We start from the raw sequence: 18,716 nt of genomic DNA, 5'->3' as shown, positions 1-18,716 counted from the left end.
GCGGCCTTTTTGTTCAGTGAATGGGGCAGCAAACCATGAAGCCCGATCATGGATTCTTCGACCCTATCGCCCATAGCTGGCCATTTGCTTGCCGAAGGTCAAGGCCAAACGGGCGTTTTGTCGCTGCCTGTCAAAGGTACGGGTCACATGCGCAGTGCTCAAACCGGCGACAAGCTGGGCCTCAAGACAAGGCTTGATTATAGTCACGTGGTTTGCAAAGACAAACAGTCAGACTAGAAGGCCAAATGCCCGGTGGAAGGATACCAACATGACAGGCGAAAAAGAACGGCTCGAAGCCCTTGATCTCAAAGCGATGGATCTGGCAGGCCAACTGGCTGCCTTTGATGGCGATCCCGCTCTGGCCCGCAATCGCTGGGCCCACAGGACCCTTGGGGTCGTGCTCGCAGGGGGGCAATCTTCGCGCATGGGGGGGCAGGACAAGGCATTGATCGAGATAGACGGCGAGACCATGCTCTCTCACTGTGCCACGCGCCTTCAGCCACAGGTGGGCAAGATCGTGGTCAGCGGTCATGATGGTGACGAGCGCTTCGGGGCGAACTGGGATGTGGTCGGGGACCTTTTGCCTGACCATGCAGGTCCCCTCTCCGGTATTCTGTCTGCGATGCGGTGGGCAGAGGCAAACGCCCCGGAGGTCTTCTGGATCGCCACGGTCGCAGTGGACACACCCTTCTTTCCCGACACGCTTGTGGACCGGTTCATCATGGCGATGGGTGGGCCGGAGCCCGCAATCGTGCTGGCGCAGTCTGGCGATCGAGTGCATCCGACCTTTGGCCTCTGGCCGATTGCCCTAGCAGACAGTCTGGAAGCGTTTCTCGCTTCTGGCGAACGCAAGACCCGCCTCTGGGCTGAGAGCCAGACCTGTAGCCACGCCCATTTTTCCGGTCAGATGATCGACGATATCGAAATCGACCCTTTCTTCAACGTCAATGAACCGGATGATGTCCCGGTGGCCGAGGCCATTGCATCCGGCCTCAAGGAACAGGCGGAAGGATGAGCGCGATGACAATCAAAGGGAAGGAAAGCGCCCCCCGTGACACGCCCTTCATCTGGCACGGCCACAAAGTGTTCGGGGTGACCGGTTGGAAGAATTCGGGCAAGACCACCCTCGTCACCCGACTGATTGCCGAATTGAGTGGGCGCGGTTACCGGATTTCATCGGTCAAGCATGCCCATCATGCCTGCGACATCGACAAGCCCGGCACTGACAGCTTTCGTCACCGGGAGGCCGGATCGCGCGAGGTGGCCCTCGTCGCAGCAGGAACGCGCTGGGCTTTGATGCACGAATGCCGGGATGCCTGGGATGAGGAACCGTTCCTTGGCGACATCCTGCCGCGTTTCTCGCCCTGCGATCTGGTGGTGGTGGAGGGCTATAAGAATGAAGCCTTCCCCAAGCTCGAAGTGCGCAGGGCTGACGCCAAGGATCAGACGCCCCTCTCGCCGGACGACAATAATATCGTGGCGATTGCCAGCGAGACCATAGGTGCAATGGCCAACCCACACAATTTGCCAGAGTTTCAACTCGATCAGGTGCGTAAAATTGCGGATTTCATTATCAACAGAATGCAGCTGCCGCCGATTGGCAAATAGACGGTTCTGACCGTCAAATTGAGCAAATTGCCAAGATCGGCCTGTAATTTGTCAAATTTACCCGAATGGATGCCCTGCAAATCGCCAGTTTGCTTGTCAAATAGGCAATTTTGGTCGATGAGAGAGCAGCGCGAGACCGTGCGTCACCAGCTTGGTAGGAGCGTCTTAGACCGCTTTTCGCCCGTCCACGCTTTCGCAATCTGCTTGGCCTGATTGGCCGAACCCAAAATCGGGACTCTTACAATGAAATTCACAAAAACCATCCTTGCTGCTGCTTCCCTTCTCGCCGCTGCCAGCCTGTCCGCACAGGCGGGTGATCCGGTCCGTATCGGTATCGACGGCGCCTACCCTCCCTTCAACCAGCTGACCTCTGACGGTAAACTGATCGGCTTTGACGTTGACATCACCAACGCGCTTTGTGCTGAGATGAAGGTCGAGTGCAAATTCGTCATGCAGGATTGGGACGGCATGATCCCGGCTGTCATGGCCGGCAAGATCGACGCCATTGTCGCGTCCATGTCGATCACCGAGGATCGCCTGAAAAAAGTCGACTTCTCCAAGAAATACTATAATACCCCATCCGCCATCGCTGTGATGAAAGATAGCGAGTTGAAGGGCGAAAGCCTTGATGAGCTGAAAGGTTTGTCCATCGGCGCACAGGTTTCCACGACCCATGCAGACTTTGCCGAGAAGAAAATCGCAGATATCGACCTGCACCTCTATCCAACCCCGGACGAGTATAAACTCGATCTTGAATCCGGCCGCCTCGATGGTGTCGTCGATGACATCGTGGTCCTGTCCGAGTGGGTGAAATCCGAGGAAGGCGCTTGCTGCAAGATCCTGATGCCGATCAAGCCAGTGCCGGAAATTCATGGCAATGGTGCTGGTATCGCGGTCAAGAAAGGCAACAAAGAGCTGGCCGACAAGTTCAGCGCCGCCATTGCAGCCCTGCGGGCCAATGGCAAATATCAGGAAATCAACGCCAAATATTTCGACTTTGACGTCTATGGCGGTGAATGATTGAAATCCATCAAAGCCGGGTGTCTCAGGATGCCCGGCTTTTTTGTGTCCCAAGATAGAATCTCTCCTCGGAAAGGCCGAGAAACCGTACAAAGCCTGAGACAAAAGAGCACATCATTCTGCTTAAGGAATGGGCAATCTGACGCCTTTTTGATCAGGTCCGGCAAAATAACGGATCCCCTCTTTCACCAGTTCAGCCTCGATTCCGCACATCATTCTGAAACGCCAGAACCATGCGCATTTTTCTTCCGAATTTTTGGGGAAAATGGATGGTTTTTGGCTGTGAAGCGAATTTTGGCGCATTGCCTGTTGTCAACTTGCCGAAAATAGTGGGAATATGCTGCCCACGCGGGCAACCCGCGCAATGATAGGAACCTGCAACAGGTCCAGAACGTGCCGACCATTACGACAAATTTGTTCGGATGTTGTCGCACGATGCATGAGGCAAGAGGGAGAAACCAATGCGTCTCTTGAAGAAAATCGCAATCACCGCAGCGGCTGTCATGATGGCTGCTGGTGGCGCACAGGCTGCAGACAAAGTCCGTATCGGCACCGAGGGTGCTTATCCTCCATTCAACAGCCTCACCGCTGATGGCAAGCTGGTCGGTTTCGACATCGACATGGCTGATGCCCTGTGTGAGGAAATGAAAGTCGAGTGCGAATTCGTTGTACAGGATTGGGACGGTATGATCCCAGCCCTGATCGCCAACAAATTCGACGCTATTATCGCTTCCATGTCGATCACGCCGGATCGTCTGAAGAAAGTCGACTTCTCCAAGAAATATTACAACACCCCACCAGCCTTGGCTGTGCCTAAGGATTCCAAGCTGAAAGACGCTTCCGCCGAATCCCTTAAAGGCGCGCTGATTGGTGCCCAGTCGTCCACCACGCACTCGGAATTTGCCGAGAAGAAAATGGAAGGCATCGAGCTGAAGCTGTATCCGACCGCGGACGAATATAAGCTCGACCTGCAGGCTGGCCGTCTTGATGGTGTTGTCGATGACATCATCGTGCTGTCTGACTGGCTGAAGACTGATGATGGCGCATGCTGCAAAATCCTGAGCCCGCTGAAATCTGTACCAGAAATCCACGGTGCTGGTGCAGGCATCGCGGTTCGCAAAGGCGAAACCGAGCTGGCGGACAAGTTCACCGCAGCGATCGCAGCAATCCGCGCAAATGGCAAATACAAAGAAATCAACGACAAATATTTCCCATTTGACGTTTATGGCGATTGATTGAAGCCATTTTCGATCTTTTTGCCCGGCGGCTTTCCGCCGGGCTTTTAATGTAGGTAAGCAGTAGATGACGGACTATCTTGCGCTTTTGTCCTTCGGCCCGAATGGCTGGGGAGACGAGATTGCATCGGGGATCTGGATTACGGTTTCTCTGGGTTTGGCAACCCTGCCATTTGGACTGGCATTTGGCTTTCTTCTGGCCATGGGCATAAATGCCAAGGAACCGACGGTTAGAAACTCAGCCAAGATTTTCACCACGATTTTTCGCGGTCTGCCAGAACTTCTGACGCTGTTCATCGTCTATTATGGCGGTCAAATTCTCATCAATCTGCTGTTCCAGAAGGTTTTCGGCATTCAGGTGGAAGTGAATAGCTTCGTTGCCGGCATGATCGCCCTGTCCTTCGTCTTTGCATCCTATTCAAGCGAGGTTTTTCTCTCCGCCTTCAAGGGTATCAATCAGGGCCAGTATGAAGGGGCCAATGCGCTGGGCTTGTCATGGTACAAAACCATGCGTCTGGTCATCCTGCCGCAACTGATCAAGCTTGCCCTGCCCGGCCTGTCCAATCTGTGGCTGATCCTGCTTAAGGAAACCTCGCTCGTCTCGGTCATCGGCCTTGCCGACACAATGCGCCAGACCGGACTTGCCGCGCGCAACACCAAGGAAGCCTTCCTGTTCTTCTCACTGGCCTGCGTCATCTATCTTGTGCTGACCTTCGTATCCTCGATTGGGCTGGAGAAAATTGAGAAGCGCGTGCGTCGCGGGGAGGTTCGGACATGAAGAGCCAAGCCTATATCGCCCAGACGATGCTCGAAGCCCGCCCCCGTCCGGCGGATGCGCGCGGTGATTTGATCACCTTGTCGCGCGCCATTGGACTCGTCTTCCTGATTTCATGGATTTTGTTTTTCGTTGGCATAGTCTGGTTCCTCTACACTTCCTACGATGCAGATTATGTTTCGCGCTATGCGCCGAAATATATCAAGGGTTTCTGGACGACCTTGGAACTGGTGATTTCCTCCCTTCTGCTCGGAGGCATCCTGTCGCTGCCGTTGGCTTATGGCCGAATGGCCAAGAACAAGCTGCTCAACAAGATCTCGTTCGGCTATATCTATTTCTTCCGTGGCACGCCCTTGCTGGCGCAGTTGTTCCTGCTCTATTACGGCTTTGGCCAGTTCCGTCATTTTTGGCAGGATATCAATATGTGGTGGCTGTTCCGCGACAGCTGGTCAATTGCGCTTCTGTCCTTCACGCTCAACACCGCTGCCTATCAGGCCGAGATTTTGCGCGGTGCGGTGATGAATGTGCCGCGTGGCCAGATCGAAGGTGCCATGAGCCTTGGTCTGCCAAGGCTCGTCACTTTCTTCAAGATCACCCTGCCACAGGCCCTGATCGTCGCGTTGCGCCCCTATGGCAACGAGATCATTCTGATGGTCAAAGGCTCGGCCGTGGTGTCGATCATTTCGGTCTATGATCTGATGGGAGAGACCCGCCGCGCCTTCTCGCAAACCTATGATTTTCAGGCTTATATTTATGCCGCGATTTTCTATTTGCTGTTTGTCGAGATCATGCGGCGGCTTTGGGACATTCTGGAACATCGCCTGACCCGTCATCTGCGACGCGATGGCAGCTAGTCTCCGTTCACAGCGGGTGCAAAATTTGGGGGCTTCAGGCCCCCTCTTTTTGTCAGAATGCCATTTTATCAGTGACTTTTCGCCTGTGGCTTGCTAGAGCAACCACCTGAAACACTTCCATTCCTGATCGAATTCGAGACGACCATGCCAGACCTTCTGCTTGAGCTTTTTTCCGAAGAAATCCCGGCCCGGATGCAACGCCGCGCTGCCGAAGATTTGAAAAAACTGATCACCGGGGGTCTGGTGGATGCCGGTTTGACTTATGAGGGCGCGCGGGCCTATGCGACGCCGCGCCGTCTGGCGTTGAACATCGTTGGCCTGACCGCCGCTTCCCCTGACATTTCCGAAGAGCGCAAAGGCCCACGCGTCGGCGCACCGGAAAAAGCACTCGAAGGCTTTTTGCGCGGCGCTGGGCTTGCTTCCATCGATGAGGCAACCATCCAGTCCGATCCTAAAAAAGGCGATTTCTATGTTGCGGTGATCAACAAGCCGGGCCGCAAGGCCGAGGCCATCATCACCGATCTGGTTCCCGACGTGGTGCGCAAATTCCCTTGGCCAAAGAGCCAGAAATGGGGTCAGGCGGGCGAAGGCGCCCTGCGCTGGGTGCGTCCGCTGCATTCGATCCTTTGCAGCCTGTCGGTGGATGGCGATGTCTCCGAGGTGATCAACTTCTCGATTGAGGGCATCGAAAGCAGCAACACCACCCAAGGTCACCGGTTCCATGGCCGAGAAGATTTTGCTGTCAAACGCTTTGACGATTACGAAGCTGGCCTCAAAGAGCGCAAGGTTATTCTTGATCTGGACGAGCGCAAGGAAATCATCTTCAACGACGCCAAGACCCTCGCCTTTGCGCAAGGGCTGGAGTTGGTTGAAGATGCGGGTCTGCTCGAAGAAGTCGCTGGTTTGGTTGAATGGCCAACGGTTCTGATGGGGGCCTTTGATGAAGTGTTCCTCAACATGCCGGACGAGGTGATCCAGACCTCGATCCGCGAGCATCAGAAATGTTTCGTTCTGAAAGATGCCAAAACCGGCAAGCTGTCGAACAAGTTCATTCTGGTTTCCAACCTGATCGCAAGTGATGGTGGCGACACGATTGTGGCCGGTAACCAGAAAGTGGTTCGAGCCCGTCTGTCTGACGCCAAGTTTTTCTGGGAAACCGACCTGAAAAATGGTCTTGAGGCCCGCCTTGGTCGCCTTGACAATATGGTCTTCCATGAAAAGCTCGGCACCCAGAGCGAGCGCGTTGCCCGTCTTGTGGCTCTGTCCAAGGCTCTGGCCCCATTGGTTGGTGCAGATCCTGAGTTGGCAGCGCGTGCGGCGCAATTGGCCAAGGCCGATCTGGTCACCGACATGGTGTTTGAATTCCCTGAATTGCAGGGCCTGATGGGCCGCTACTATGCGATTGCCCAGAAGGAAGATCCATCCGTCGCCGAAGCGATCGAGCTGCATTACAAGCCGCAGGGTCCATCCGATGACGTGCCGACCAATCCGGTCGCCATCGCCGTGGCTCTGGCCGACAAGCTTGATCTGTTGACCGGCTTCTGGGCGATTGATGAAAAGCCAACCGGCTCGAAAGATCCGTTTGCCCTGCGTCGTGCTGCTCTTGGTGTGATCCGCATTCTGGAAAGCAACCAGATCCGTCTGTCGCTGCAGGACATCTTTGTGACGGCACGCGATGGCTTTGCCCAGTCCGATGACCTTCTGTCCTTCTTTGCTGATCGCCTCAGCGTTCACCTCAAAGACAAAGGCGCACGACACGATCTGCTGGATGCGGTCTTTGCCCTTGGGGATCAGGACGACATTTTGATGATTGCCAAACGGGTTGAAGCTCTTGGCTCCTTCCTGTCAAGTGATGACGGAGCCAATTTGCTGGCTGGCTATCGCCGCGCGGCCAACATTCTGCGCGCCGAAGAGAAGAAATCCGGCGAAAGCTTTGATGGCACCATCGAAGGGGCGCATTTGCACGAGGCAGAAGAGATTGCTCTGGCCAGCGCCGTTGAAAAGGCCCGCGTAGCAGCGCAAGAAGCGGTTGCTGCGGAAGACTTTGAAGCCGCCATGACTGCGCTTGCCATCCTGCGCGAGCCAGTCGACGCCTTCTTTGAAAAGGTTCTGGTGAATGATGAGCGCGAAGAGGTGCGGACCAATCGCCTGCGGATGTTGACTCATATTCGCAGCACCACGCTGACGGTTGCCGATTTCTCGAAAATCGCCGGCTGAAAATCACATTGAGAGGGTGGCCCGATGCCACCCTTTTCTTTTTTGGCCTCCTTGTCCCGACCTGCGAGGGATTGGCCAATCACGAGGGGAGAAGACAAATGGCAAAAGTTGCGTTTCTCGGTTTGGGCGTCATGGGTTATCCAATGGCGGCGCATTTGAAAAACAAGGGCGGCCACGAGGTCACCGTTTACAACCGCACCACCGCCAAGGCGGAAAAATGGGTGGTCGAGCATGGCGGCGCTTTCGCTGCAACCCCGGCAGAAGCCGCCAAAGGCGCAGACTTCGTCTTTTGCTGCGTTGGCAATGACGATGATTTGCGCGAAGTGACCATTGGCGATGACGGCGCTTTTGCCACGATGGCAGAAGGCTCGATCTTCATCGACAACACCACCGCCAGCGCCCAAGTGGCCCGCGAATTGTTCGAAGTTGCCGATGCCCAAGGGGTAGGCTTCATCGATGCCCCGGTGTCTGGCGGCCAGGCAGGCGCGGAAAACGGCGTCCTCACCGTGATGTGTGGCGGCGACGAGGCGGTGTTTGCCAAAGCCAAGCCAGTGATCGAGTGCTATGCCCGGATGGTTGGCTTGATGGGGCCGGTTGGCGCAGGTCAGTTGACGAAGATGGTCAACCAGATCTGTATTGCCGGTCTGGTTCAAGGCCTGTCGGAGGGCGTACATTTCGCCAAACAGGCAGGGCTTGATGTCGACGCTGTGGTCGATGTGATCTCCAAGGGCGCGGCTGGCTCATGGCAGATGGAAAACCGCGCCTCAAACATGGCGGCAGGCAAGTTTGATTATGGCTTTGCGGTCGACTGGATGCGTAAGGATCTGTCCATCGTGCTCGATGAAGCGCGCGCCAATGGCGCTCATCTTCCTGTTACCTCGATTGTCGATCAATTCTACAGCCAAGTGCAGGCGCAGGGCGGCAATCGCTGGGATACCTCCTCGCTGATCACCCTGCTCGACAAGAAGTAAGGTTTGAAGGCGGCTATGCAAAAGAAAACCCGCGCTCGGATAGCGCGGGTTTTTCTTTTTGCTGAGGATCCTGTCTTGTGTCGCAAGAAGGTCAGAGGATGCGATCAGCGTGTCTCTTTTTCCGGCAGATAATTCAGCGGCAAGGCCGTGGTGTATTTGATCTGTTCCATAGCAAATGTAGTGGAAATATCGCCCACTTCAATGCGTGAGATGAGTTTTTTGTAGAAGGTATCGTAGGAATCGATGTCAGGCACCACCACGCGAAGCAGATAATCGACCTGCCCGGCCATGCGGTAAAACTCCACCACTTCTGGAAAATCGCGAATGACATCGGCAAAACGCTTCAACCAGTCGGCGGAATGTTCGTTGGTGGTAACCGCGACGAAGGCGGTCACTTTTGCATTGACTTTTTCGGGGTCAAGCAGCACGACACGGCCCGTGATAACCCCCTCTTCCTCCATCTTCTGGATGCGGCGCCAGCAAGGGGTCGTCGACAGGCCTACACGCCGCCCAATCTCGGCAACGGGCATGGTGGCATCTTCCTGCAAAATTTGAAGAATACGGCGATCCAAACGGTCTAGCATGGAGGGATTTCCCTAGTCGTAGCGTGTGATCCAGTCGGTGAGCGCGACGCGATCATGTGCAAAAAATTTCTTTTCAATGTAGCTGAGCAGGAATTTAGAGCAAGTTCATTCTACTTTCAAGCAGTGCTCGCACATGAGATACCTCACCTTTTTGTGAAGACCATCGACCTTAGTAAATCATTTCATACACTTCAGGACAAAAATTTAGCAACCTCTGCCCGCAAAGCAGGCAGAATTTCCGCCTCGAACCAGGGATTGCGCTTTAACCATCCCGTGTTACGCCAGGAGGGATGGGGCAAGGGCAGATAATTTGGAACCGTGCCTTCCTGCCAATAGGTCAATGCCTTTCGCACGGTTTCGGTCAAATTCGCCTCGCGCCTATCGCCCAAATGATAGCGTTGGGCATATTGACCAATCACCAAAACCAGACTGACCTGTGGCATGGCTCGGAATATCTGGTCATGCCATTGGGTCTGGCATTCCTTGCGCGGCGGCAGATCGCCCCCCTTTGCATCATTGCCGGGAAAGCAAAAGCCCATCGGAACGATGGCAATGCGGCTTTGATCATAAAAAACTTCGCGATCCACTCCCATCCAGTTCCGTAACCGGTCACCAGACGGGTCATTGAAGGGTATGCCAGTCTGATGTACCAAATTGCCGGGGGCTTGCCCGGCAATGCAGATGCGAGCGGTTGCGGACAGACGAACAACCGGACGCGGTTCATGGGGCAAGGCCCGCCCCGTTGGACTATCGCGACAAAGTCGACAGGCGGCAATCTGCTCGGTCAAAGTGTGAATGGTGCTCTCTGCGTCACTCAACTGTTAACTTTCCTTCCAAGATGTCAGTATTTTACAGCTCTGTCTGGTGCTCGCCCTCCCCTAAAGTGCTGAAACAAGGCAGATATCCAACCAGAACAAATTTTAGACTTTTTCGATTTTACCATTCATTAACCACCTTCATCAGCGGCTTTTTAAGACAATATTGCGAGAATACCGAGAAAATTACGTCACGTTCGTTTAGGGGACATCAACCATGGCCGGCGGGAACACCAGCAAACGGTCAAAAAAGGATGCGGATGGCAGCAGCGCGCGGGCGGCGCGTCGGCGTGCTGTTTTGCGCACGGTGCACGATGTCCGCGAACAGCTGAACAGCGAAGGAGGCTATCGCCCCTCCTTCCGCCATGAACTGCTGATGATGTATGCGCAGAACCGCACCTCAGCTCACATGGCGGTTCCGATGCTGTTGCTGACAGTCGGTGCGATTTCCACGCTCTGGGCGGACCCGGCTCATTCTCTGCTGTGGATCCTTGCCGCTTTGCTCACCCATGCCATGATGTATGTGATCGCCCGGCGGTTTGAAAAACTCTCGGCTGATGACGTTGATCTGGAGAGCTGGAACAAGCGTTTTCTGCTCTGGGAGGGTGTATCGGGACTGGTCTGGGCCAGCATCTTGGTGCTGCCTACCACCAAAGATGCCGCCTATCTGGCAGAATATCACTTTGCCATCATGCTGGTCGTTGTTGCGATGACGACGATGCTGTCCTTCTCCATTCCGGCGGCAGTCTGGGTCGGAGCCTTACCAATTTCTGTGTTTATCGTGTTTGAGGCATCGGTCAATGTGGAGGTGGTCGACACAACCTTGTCGCTGATGTCGATCGGGGCAATGGTGTTCTTTCTCAGCCTGTCAAAACGGCTATATAGCTCGACGCTGGCGATGCTGAATTTCCGGATGGAAAAGGATTTCCTGATCACCGAGTTGGAACAGGCCAAGGCCGTTTCGGACGAATCCCGCCGTCAGGCAGAAGAGGCCAACACGGCAAAAAGCCGGTTCCTTGCGACCATGAGCCATGAGTTGCGCACGCCTTTGAATGCCATTCTCGGCTTTTCAGAAATCATGCAGAATGAGGTGCTGGGGCCACTACCAAATGAAAAATATAAGGAGTATGTCGGTGACATTCATTCCTCTGGCTCGCATCTCCTTAACTTGATCAACGAGATCCTCGATCTGTCGCGCATTGAGGCGGGGCGGTACAAGCTCAACGAGGAAGCCGTAACGCTTGCCTATGTCGCGGAAGACTGTGAAAACCTGCTACGCCTGCGGGCCCGGGCCAAGGACATCACGATCAAACTCGACATCAAGAGCAGCCTGCCGAAAGTCTGGGCCGATGAGCGGGCAATCCGTCAGATTACGCTCAATCTGTTGACCAATGCGGTCAAGTTCACTCCCAAAGGCGGCACCATCATCCTGTCGGTTCACGCCTCCGAAGAAGGTGGACAATATATTTCGGTTGAAGACAATGGTCCGGGGATTCCGGAAGAGGAAATCTCGACCGTTCTGAGTGCCTTCGGGCAAGGCACGGCAGCGATCCAAAGTGCGGAAGAAGGCTCTGGCCTTGGTCTTTCCATTGTTCAGGCTCTGGTCGAGATGCATGATGGCAGCTTTGATCTCAAGTCTGTCCTGCGCAAAGGCACCAAGGTGACGGCAACCTTCCCGCCTGCCCGCGTGATGGATGTCACGCCACCGGCCACAAAGCGCCCACGCATCCAGCTCAAACGCACTGGATAGACATCTCAGAGCCCTATCCTGAAGACCGCACGAAAAAGCCGGGCATGCGCCCGGCTTTTCCAATTTGATCGGCAATCACGATCGTGCCTCATCAATCAGACTGGCTCGGGTGCATCCACACCGGTCTGATCGAAGGTCGCCATGCCCGTATGCAGATTGCATGCGGTTTTGACAATGTTGGCTGCGATGGCGGCCCCGGTGCCCTCACCCAGACGCAGACCAAGATCCAGCAGAGCAGTCTTGCCCATCATATTGAGTGCGTTGCGATGCGCGCCTTCGGCTGAGGCATGGGAGAAGATACAGTGATCGAGGGCTGTCGGATCAAGCTTGTAGAGCACAGCCACAGCAGCGGTGGTGTTGAACCCATCAACGATGACCGGGATATTTTGATAGCGCGCAGCAATCACCGCACCAACCATGGCAGCGAACTCGCGACCACCCAGACGGCGCAGCACTTCGAGCGGTTTGTCGAGATAATCCTTATGGGTTTCCAGCGCCTTGTTGACGGCATCAATTTTGCGCTGCACACCCTCATCATCAACACCAGAACCACGACCAACCCAGTCTTCACCCGTACCGCCGAACAGACCCGCAAACAAAGCGGCGGAAATGGTGGTGTTGCCAATGCCCATTTCGCCAAGGCAGATCAGGTCAGGACCGTCAGCAGCCGATTCCATGCCATAAGCAATGGTGGCAGCGCAGTCTCTTTCGCTCAATGCAGGCTCAACGGTGATGTCGCCGGATGGATGATCCAGCGCCAGATCATAGACTTTCAGGCCGATATCATTGGTCAGGCAGATCTGGTTGATGCCAGCACCGCCAGAGGAGAATGCCTGTACCATCAGTTGGTTCAGTTCCACAGGGAAGGCAGAGACATTGTGTTTGTTGACACCATGGTTGCCAGCAAAGACAGCAACGAGCGGACGATTGATGGCTGGCTCTGCATTGCGCTGCCAAACGGCAGTCCATTCCGCCAAGTCTTCAAGACGCCCCAATGCACCAAGCGGCTTGGTCAGAATATCGTTGCGCGCGCGCACCTTTGCACGCACGTCTTCATCGGCCGGAGGCATTTTCTGCACAAGGTCGAGAATGTCGTCAAATGGGAGTCCAGAAGCGGAAGCCGTCATTGGTTCACCTTTTTCGCCAGATAAAGGTCGCCATGCACAGCAACCTTTGGCACTACTTGATTTGTGATGACAAAATTTGGTCTTTTGATTACAGCGGTTGTGATGGACTAGTTTGTTGGGAGCAATTGTCGCATCGAAGCCAAAGCTATGCGCCTTCGTCAAAAGCTACGTCGAAGATATACTGATAACTGCCATCAGGGGCAACTGGACAAAAGCCCCTGCGTCACGAAAAGAGGATTGTAATGTCTGACAATGGAAAGCCCGACGCAGCTGACACACCCATTCAAAAGGGGCCTCTTTCGATTTTGAAGGATTGGCGGCAGGATATCGTTGATTGCATCGCTTTCTTTTCCCGACTGCCAGTGCCGCCGATTCTCGGCAAGGTGTCCGAAGGCATGCCAGACTTGCCGCGCTCTACCCGAGCCATGCCGATTGTCGGCCTTTTTCTCGGGCTCGTGGCAATGGTGCCCGCTACCCTGTTTGATGCGCTGACCTTTACCGCACCTCTGCCAGCGATGTTGCTGGCGGTTATGACCATAGCAACGATGGCCATCATTACAGGTGGTCTGCATGAGGATGGTTTTGCTGATGTGGCAGACGGCTTTTGGGGCGGGCATACCAAGGAACGCAAGCTTGAAATCATGAAGGACAGCCGGCTTGGAGCCTATGGAGCGATTGCATTGTCCTTTTCGCTTCTGCTTCGGATTTCGATTCTGTCCTACTTGTTCGAGAATTACGGCGTGCAGGTCGGAGGCATTGCCTATCTGGCGTCCTGTGTGGTGTCGCGCGTGCCGATTCTCCATGTCTGGTACACGCTGCCTGCGGCTCGTACCAACGGCATCTCAGCCAGCATCGGCCAGCCCAACACCCAATCCTACGCCATCGGAATCGCTCTGGGAGCGATCGCTACCGCCTTTTGTATCGTTCCCCATTTCGGTCTTTTGTCAGCCTTGTCAGCTTTCACGATGGTCGTCTTGTCTGCCCTGCTGGTCGTCCGGACAGCACGCAAGCATATTGACGGCCAGACCGGGGATGTGCTGGGTTCTTCGCAGCAATTGGGAGAAATTGCCTTTGGTATCGGCTTATTGCTCTTTGCGTCTGCCGCATAGCAGCCCCATCAATTCAGCGTGAGTAGGCAAAACATAATAAAATCAACAATTTACCACAATTCAAGACATCTTGCCGCAGCGAAGATACTAATGCTTATCCAGAACCTCGCCTTGTGACCCAATTGACGTATACGTCTGATCGGGCGTAAGTTCGAGCTGCAGCAAAATCAGTTTAACGTTGCAATATGCTGTTGTTGGAGCATCGACATGGCCACCAAATCACCATGCATCAAAGTATGCACCATAGAGAGGCACAGCGGCCTTTGTTATGGCTGTGCGCGCAGCATGGAAGAAATCCGTGAATGGGGCCGTATGACCGACGAACAGCGCGAACAGGTGCAGTCCGAAATTGAAGAACGTCTGTTGGTGCATTTTGGTGTCAGCCGCGTTCGCAAATCCAGCTAACCCAGAGACTCTATCTATCATTCCTGAAGATCCTCATTCGCTGCGCTCTGCCCATTTTTCCCTTTTTCTGTTTGTTATCCCGCGTGCCGATGGTGTTCGCGTCTAGCAGGCCTTTGACTTGTCGCATTTGCGACCCATATCTTCGATAGGCAAAGTTCCAAGGGAGAATGCGCGATGTTTTATGTCCTGCTGGGGATCATAGCGACGGCAGTCGCGCTGTTGATGTTCAACCATGATCAGGGCCAGCTGTTCGGTTATCCTCTTGAGATGGTTGCCAGCATCACACTGACCGGTTCACTGCTGCTCTATCTGTTGTCTGGTGGACGAACAAGACGCTCGGGCCTGTTTGAGAACCTCAAGCAAGCTGCCATCTGGTTGTTGATCGGTTTCGCACTCGTGCTGGGCTACAGCTTCAAGGACGATGCCAAGATGCTGGTCGAGCGGGTCAAGGGAGAACTGATCCCCGGTGTCGCAATGGTATCCGAGGGGGGCGATGTCACGTTCCGCCGGACCGACAATGGGCATTTCCGGGTTCTGGCCTTGGTGAATGGTGCATCGTTACCGATGATCGTCGATACAGGCGCCAGCGCGGTTGTACTCACCTATGAAGATGCAGAAAAAGCCGGAATCCCGATCAGCGAGTTGCAATTTTCATCACCAGTCAACACCGCCAATGGCCAAACCCATGCTGCTCGCATTTGGCTCAATAATATCAGCATCGGCGGCATCAGCGAAGCCCGTGTGCCCGCCATGGTGGCCCAAAAGGGCGATCTGTTCCAGAGCCTGCTGGGCATGACCTATCTGGACCGTCTGAGCGGCTGGTCCGTTCAGGGCGACCGTTTGACGATGCGCCCCTGATCTTTCTCACTCTGCGGTTCTAGCTGCCATTCAGCGCCAAAAAGAAACGAATGGCAACGATGATCAGAAACAGGCCGAAAATCCGGGACAGGACAGTCTTGGGCAAGGCATGGGCAATCTTCACGCCCAGAGGCGCGATCAGAATAGTGATCGGAATGATCAGCCCGACGGCCAGCAGATTGACGAAACCAAGCGAGAAGTCAGGCAACCCGGCCTTGTCCCAACCGGCCCACATATAACCGATGGCGCCGGGAATAGAAATCAGCACGCCAACACCGGAGCTTGTGGCTACCGCCTGATGGATCGGACGATTGAACAGGGTCATGAAGGTGTTGTTCATCACCCCGCCACCAATGCCCATCAGGGACGAAAAGAACCCGATAATCACGCCCGCGATGCTGCGGCCTTTTGTGCCAGGCAAATCATCCGCCAGACGCCAACTCTCCTTGCCGAACAGCATCTTGAACGCGACGACGAGCGCGATGACCGCAAACACAGCTTTCAGCCCGTTGGCCGAGATATAAGCGGCAAGAAGCGCACCGAACAGCACCCCAAGAGGCACAAAGATCATGTAGTTGCGCAGCAATTCCTGATCAACCGCCCCCCGCTTTTTGTGCGAGAGATAAGACCTCAGAGAGGTTGGTACGATCACAGCCAGAGACGTGCCGACGGAGAGATGCATTCGCACCGCTTCATCGACTTCCAAAATGCCAAGAAACTGATAAAGCACGGGCACCAGAACGGCGCCGCCCCCGATTCCGAAGACGCCTGCCAACAGACCGGCAACGGCTCCCGCCCCCATCAGGGAGATGGCAAGTGTTACGAGTGTCGGATCCAGTGATTGCAGCATTGAACATTTCCCCCAGACTTTCCATATCACGCCGGATCGACGATCCGGGAGAAACGGTCATTCTTATTTTGTGCCATCTTTTTTGACCATGAAAAGCCATCCGGTCAAGACCGGAATGGTCCGCACCCTGATATGCTTTGGTCCATGATGGCGCATGGCCTAGCTGACTTCGGCCAAAGCGTCGAGCAGCACTTGTGATGTTGCGTCTGGCTTGACGCTTTCGATGGTCAGGATTTGACGCCAGCGACGAGCTCCGGGGCGCCCTGAGAATAGACCCAGCATGTGCCGCACCACTTGATTGACACGCCCCCCTGCGGCCACATGGGCATCGATATAGGGCACCATGGCTTCAACCGCAGCGAACAGGTCAGTTGCTTCCTCAGCCCCGAACAGGTGCTTGTCAACGTCCGCCAGCAAAGCCGGGTTGTGGTAGGCGGCGCGTCCAAGCATGACCCCGTCAAGTTGCTGGAAATGCGGCAAGGCTTCGTCAAGCGTTTGAAGGCCACCATTCAATTGAATATGGACGTCTGGCAGTCGCTGTTTGAGGCGATGAACGCGGTCATAATTGAGCGGCGGAATGTCGCGATTTTCCTTGGGGCTCAGTCCTTGAAGCCAAGCCTTGCGGGCATGGACCGTAAAGCCATCGCAGCCTGCGGCCAAGGTCAAATCCACCAGACGGTCGAGCGCCTCTTCTTCATCCTGCTGATCAACGCCAATCCGACATTTGACCGTCACCGGCAAAGGCGTGGCGCCCTTCATGGCTTCGACACAATGAGCGACGAGATCAGGTTCTTCCATCAGGCAGGCACCAAAACGACCTGATTGAACACGATCTGACGGACAGCCGACATTGAGATTGATTTCATCATAGCCCCAATCGGTGCAAATGCGGCTGGCCTCGGCCAGTTCATCTGGATCAGAGCCCCCCAATTGCACCGCAACCGGATGTTCCTGATCATCAAAGCCAAGCAGCCGCTGGCGATCTCCGTGGATGACCGCAGGCGTTGTCACCATCTCGGCATATAGCAAGGCAGACTTGGACAATTGCCGATGAAAATAGCGGCAGTGCCTATCCGTCCATTCCATCATGGGCGCTACAGAAAAGACCTTGGTCATTGTTTCATATTGTTTTTTCATATTTTCCAATGACTTACAAAGCCTTTTCTGTTGAAAATTCAGAGGCAATTTGATGCGTTTTCAGCCTATTTAGGGCGATTTTCGCTCATGTTGTACCGCTATGTTGTACCAATCAACCCGATGTTGTACCGTTATGACGGCACTGAAAAGGATGTTGTACCATGGGCACCATATCGCAACGAAAACGCAAAAACGGAACCACCGCTTTTCTCGCGCAGATCGTCATAAAGCGAGATGGCAAAATTGTCCACCGGGAGAACAAAACATTTGATCGCAGGGCAATCGCAGAAAAATGGTTGGTCCGTCGCGAAGCTGATCTGGCAAAGCCAAATGCATTGCACGAGCAACCCGGCAAGACCCTTGCCGACGCGATCGACAAATATGTTCGCACCAGTCAGAAGGCGATCGGGCGCACCAAGACCCAAGTCTTGAACACCATCAAAAATGAGTATGATATCGCCTCGATGCGTTGCGCCGAGATCGACAGTCAGGCGCTTGTGGCTTTCGCAGAAGAGCTTAGCAAGCGCGTTTCGCCTCAAACCGCTCAAAACTATATGTCGCACTTGGGGGCCATCTTCTCGATCGCCCGCCCTGCCTGGGGCATGCCACTTGACAAGCAGGCCCACGCAGACGCCATGGCAGTCACCAAACGGCTCGGCTTGACTGGCAGAGCAGCCAGCCGGGAACGCAGACCAACGCTGCAAGAGTTGGACGCCCTGATCGATCATTTCATCCAGAAAGCCAAATACCGCAAACAGAGCATTCCAATGGAAGTGATCATTCCCTTTGCGCTCTTCTCGACAAGGCGGCAGGAAGAAATCTGCACCATCCTGTGGGATGATCTGGACAAGGAAGGTAAGCGCATTTTGGTGCGCGACATGAAAAATCCGGGCGAGAAGATCGGCAACAATGTCTGGTGCGACCTGCCTGACCCTTGCCTTACCATCATTGAAACGCAGTCCAAAACAACGCCGCAGATCTTTCCCTATAATCATCGATCCATCAGCGCTGCCTTCACGCGGGCCTGCAAGTTTCTAGAGATCAAGGATCTGCGGTTTCACGACCTACGCCACGAAGGCACCAGCCGCCTGTTCGAAATGGGCTACAGCATCCCACATGCAGCAGCAGTGACCGGGCATCGATCTTGGTCCAGCTTGAAACGGTATACGCATATTCGGCAGGTGGGTGATAAGTATGAGGGATGGTCAGCTGCTGATTAAATGCCAATCGCTTCTAACAAATTGTATTCGTGTAATTCATCCCACGGGGTTTTTGAACTGATGAATTCGCCGATTAAATCGACGTCGCTCAAAAACCACCTTTCTATATAAGTAAATTCATGTAATATATACCAATGGTTGCGATTTTATATTATACCATCACGATCAATACTACGCAATT

At 54.5% G+C, this 18,716-nt stretch carries 18 protein-coding genes; 13 read left to right on the top strand and 5 right to left on the bottom strand.

Features of this window, described 5'->3' with window-relative positions; all coding sequences use genetic code 11:
• The first annotated feature begins 268 nt into the window (after positions 1-268).
• The 8 genes from mobA (at position 269) to DSD30_RS14035 (ending at position 8,680) form a co-directional block, all read left to right on the top strand.
• On the top strand, positions 269-1,015 hold the full coding sequence (mobA, locus tag DSD30_RS14075) for a molybdenum cofactor guanylyltransferase MobA (protein ID WP_114010281.1): 747 nt from the start codon (positions 269-271) through the stop codon (positions 1,013-1,015).
• Positions 1,016-1,020: 5 nt separating this feature from the next.
• The gene (gene mobB / locus DSD30_RS14070) at positions 1,021-1,608 is read left to right on the top strand and encodes a molybdopterin-guanine dinucleotide biosynthesis protein B (protein ID WP_114010472.1); all 588 of its coding nucleotides are present in this window, start codon (positions 1,021-1,023) and stop codon (positions 1,606-1,608) included.
• A gap of 243 nt (positions 1,609-1,851) precedes the next feature.
• Positions 1,852-2,628: a transporter substrate-binding domain-containing protein gene (locus DSD30_RS14065; RefSeq protein WP_114010280.1), complete on the top strand. Its 777-nt coding sequence runs from the start codon at positions 1,852-1,854 to the stop codon at positions 2,626-2,628.
• A gap of 461 nt (positions 2,629-3,089) precedes the next feature.
• Positions 3,090-3,863, top strand: a complete 774-nt coding sequence (locus tag DSD30_RS14055) for an ABC transporter substrate-binding protein (RefSeq protein WP_114010278.1) — start codon at positions 3,090-3,092, stop codon at positions 3,861-3,863.
• 67 nt (positions 3,864-3,930) lie between these two features.
• A complete protein-coding gene (locus tag DSD30_RS14050; protein ID WP_114010277.1) occupies positions 3,931-4,641 on the top strand; it encodes an ABC transporter permease in 711 nt (236 codons plus the stop codon).
• On the top strand, positions 4,638-5,492 hold the full coding sequence (locus DSD30_RS14045; protein ID WP_114010276.1) for an ABC transporter permease: 855 nt from the start codon (positions 4,638-4,640) through the stop codon (positions 5,490-5,492). Before DSD30_RS14050 ends, DSD30_RS14045 begins: the two co-directional genes overlap by 4 nt.
• A 144-nt stretch (positions 5,493-5,636) precedes the next feature.
• A complete protein-coding gene (gene glyS, locus DSD30_RS14040; RefSeq protein ID WP_114010275.1) occupies positions 5,637-7,709 on the top strand; it encodes a glycine--tRNA ligase subunit beta in 2,073 nt (690 codons plus the stop codon).
• 98 nt (positions 7,710-7,807) lie between these two features.
• Complete coding sequence (locus DSD30_RS14035; RefSeq protein WP_114010274.1) at positions 7,808-8,680, top strand: NAD(P)-dependent oxidoreductase; 873 nt, start codon at positions 7,808-7,810, stop codon at positions 8,678-8,680.
• A gap of 104 nt (positions 8,681-8,784) precedes the next feature.
• Here DSD30_RS14035 and DSD30_RS14030 read toward each other — a convergent pair whose 3' ends face one another.
• Positions 8,785-9,264 (bottom strand): Lrp/AsnC family transcriptional regulator, encoded by a 480-nt coding sequence (locus tag DSD30_RS14030; protein WP_114010273.1) that lies wholly within the window; start codon positions 9,262-9,264, stop codon positions 8,785-8,787.
• Positions 9,265-9,455: 191 nt separating this feature from the next.
• Positions 9,456-10,082: a uracil-DNA glycosylase family protein gene (locus tag DSD30_RS14025; protein ID WP_114010272.1), complete on the bottom strand. Its 627-nt coding sequence runs from the start codon at positions 10,080-10,082 to the stop codon at positions 9,456-9,458.
• Positions 10,083-10,296: 214 nt separating this feature from the next.
• On the opposite strand from DSD30_RS14025, the gene DSD30_RS14020 reads away from it, so the two are divergent.
• Positions 10,297-11,829, top strand: a complete 1,533-nt coding sequence (locus DSD30_RS14020; RefSeq protein WP_114010271.1) for a sensor histidine kinase — start codon at positions 10,297-10,299, stop codon at positions 11,827-11,829.
• A 95-nt stretch (positions 11,830-11,924) separates the two neighbouring features.
• Here DSD30_RS14020 and cobT read toward each other — a convergent pair whose 3' ends face one another.
• Positions 11,925-12,956, bottom strand: coding sequence for a nicotinate-nucleotide--dimethylbenzimidazole phosphoribosyltransferase (gene cobT, locus DSD30_RS14015; protein WP_114010270.1), 1,032 nt, complete (start codon positions 12,954-12,956; stop codon positions 11,925-11,927).
• A 242-nt stretch (positions 12,957-13,198) separates the two neighbouring features.
• Here cobT and cobS point away from each other — a divergent pair, with 242 nt between their 5' ends.
• The 3 genes from cobS (at position 13,199) to DSD30_RS14000 (ending at position 15,328) form a co-directional block, all read left to right on the top strand.
• Positions 13,199-14,065 carry an adenosylcobinamide-GDP ribazoletransferase gene (gene cobS / locus DSD30_RS14010; protein ID WP_114010269.1) on the top strand — a complete coding sequence of 289 codons (867 nt, stop codon included), beginning with the start codon at positions 13,199-13,201 and terminating at the stop codon, positions 14,063-14,065.
• Between the two features lie 207 nt (positions 14,066-14,272).
• Positions 14,273-14,470: a DUF1289 domain-containing protein gene (locus DSD30_RS14005; RefSeq protein ID WP_114010268.1), complete on the top strand. Its 198-nt coding sequence runs from the start codon at positions 14,273-14,275 to the stop codon at positions 14,468-14,470.
• Positions 14,471-14,644: 174 nt separating this feature from the next.
• Complete coding sequence (locus DSD30_RS14000) at positions 14,645-15,328, top strand: retropepsin-like aspartic protease family protein (RefSeq protein ID WP_114010267.1); 684 nt, start codon at positions 14,645-14,647, stop codon at positions 15,326-15,328.
• Positions 15,329-15,347: 19 nt separating this feature from the next.
• Here the strand turns inward: DSD30_RS14000 and DSD30_RS13995 are convergent, their stop codons facing one another.
• Both DSD30_RS13995 and dusA read right to left on the bottom strand, forming a co-directional pair.
• Positions 15,348-16,178, bottom strand: a complete 831-nt coding sequence (locus tag DSD30_RS13995) for a sulfite exporter TauE/SafE family protein (protein ID WP_114010266.1) — start codon at positions 16,176-16,178, stop codon at positions 15,348-15,350.
• Between the two features lie 159 nt (positions 16,179-16,337).
• Complete coding sequence (gene dusA / locus DSD30_RS13990; protein ID WP_114010265.1) at positions 16,338-17,315, bottom strand: tRNA dihydrouridine(20/20a) synthase DusA; 978 nt, start codon at positions 17,313-17,315, stop codon at positions 16,338-16,340.
• A 161-nt stretch (positions 17,316-17,476) separates the two neighbouring features.
• Here dusA and DSD30_RS13985 point away from each other — a divergent pair, with 161 nt between their 5' ends.
• Positions 17,477-18,535 carry a site-specific integrase gene (locus DSD30_RS13985; protein ID WP_114010264.1) on the top strand — a complete coding sequence of 353 codons (1,059 nt, stop codon included), beginning with the start codon at positions 17,477-17,479 and terminating at the stop codon, positions 18,533-18,535.
• The last annotated feature ends 181 nt before the right edge of the window (positions 18,536-18,716 follow it).

The sequence above is a fragment of the Cohaesibacter intestini genome (genome assembly GCF_003324485.1).
In the GTDB taxonomy this organism is placed as follows: domain Bacteria; phylum Pseudomonadota; class Alphaproteobacteria; order Rhizobiales; family Cohaesibacteraceae; genus Cohaesibacter; species Cohaesibacter intestini.
This window is presented reverse-complemented; position numbering and strand designations above follow the sequence as displayed.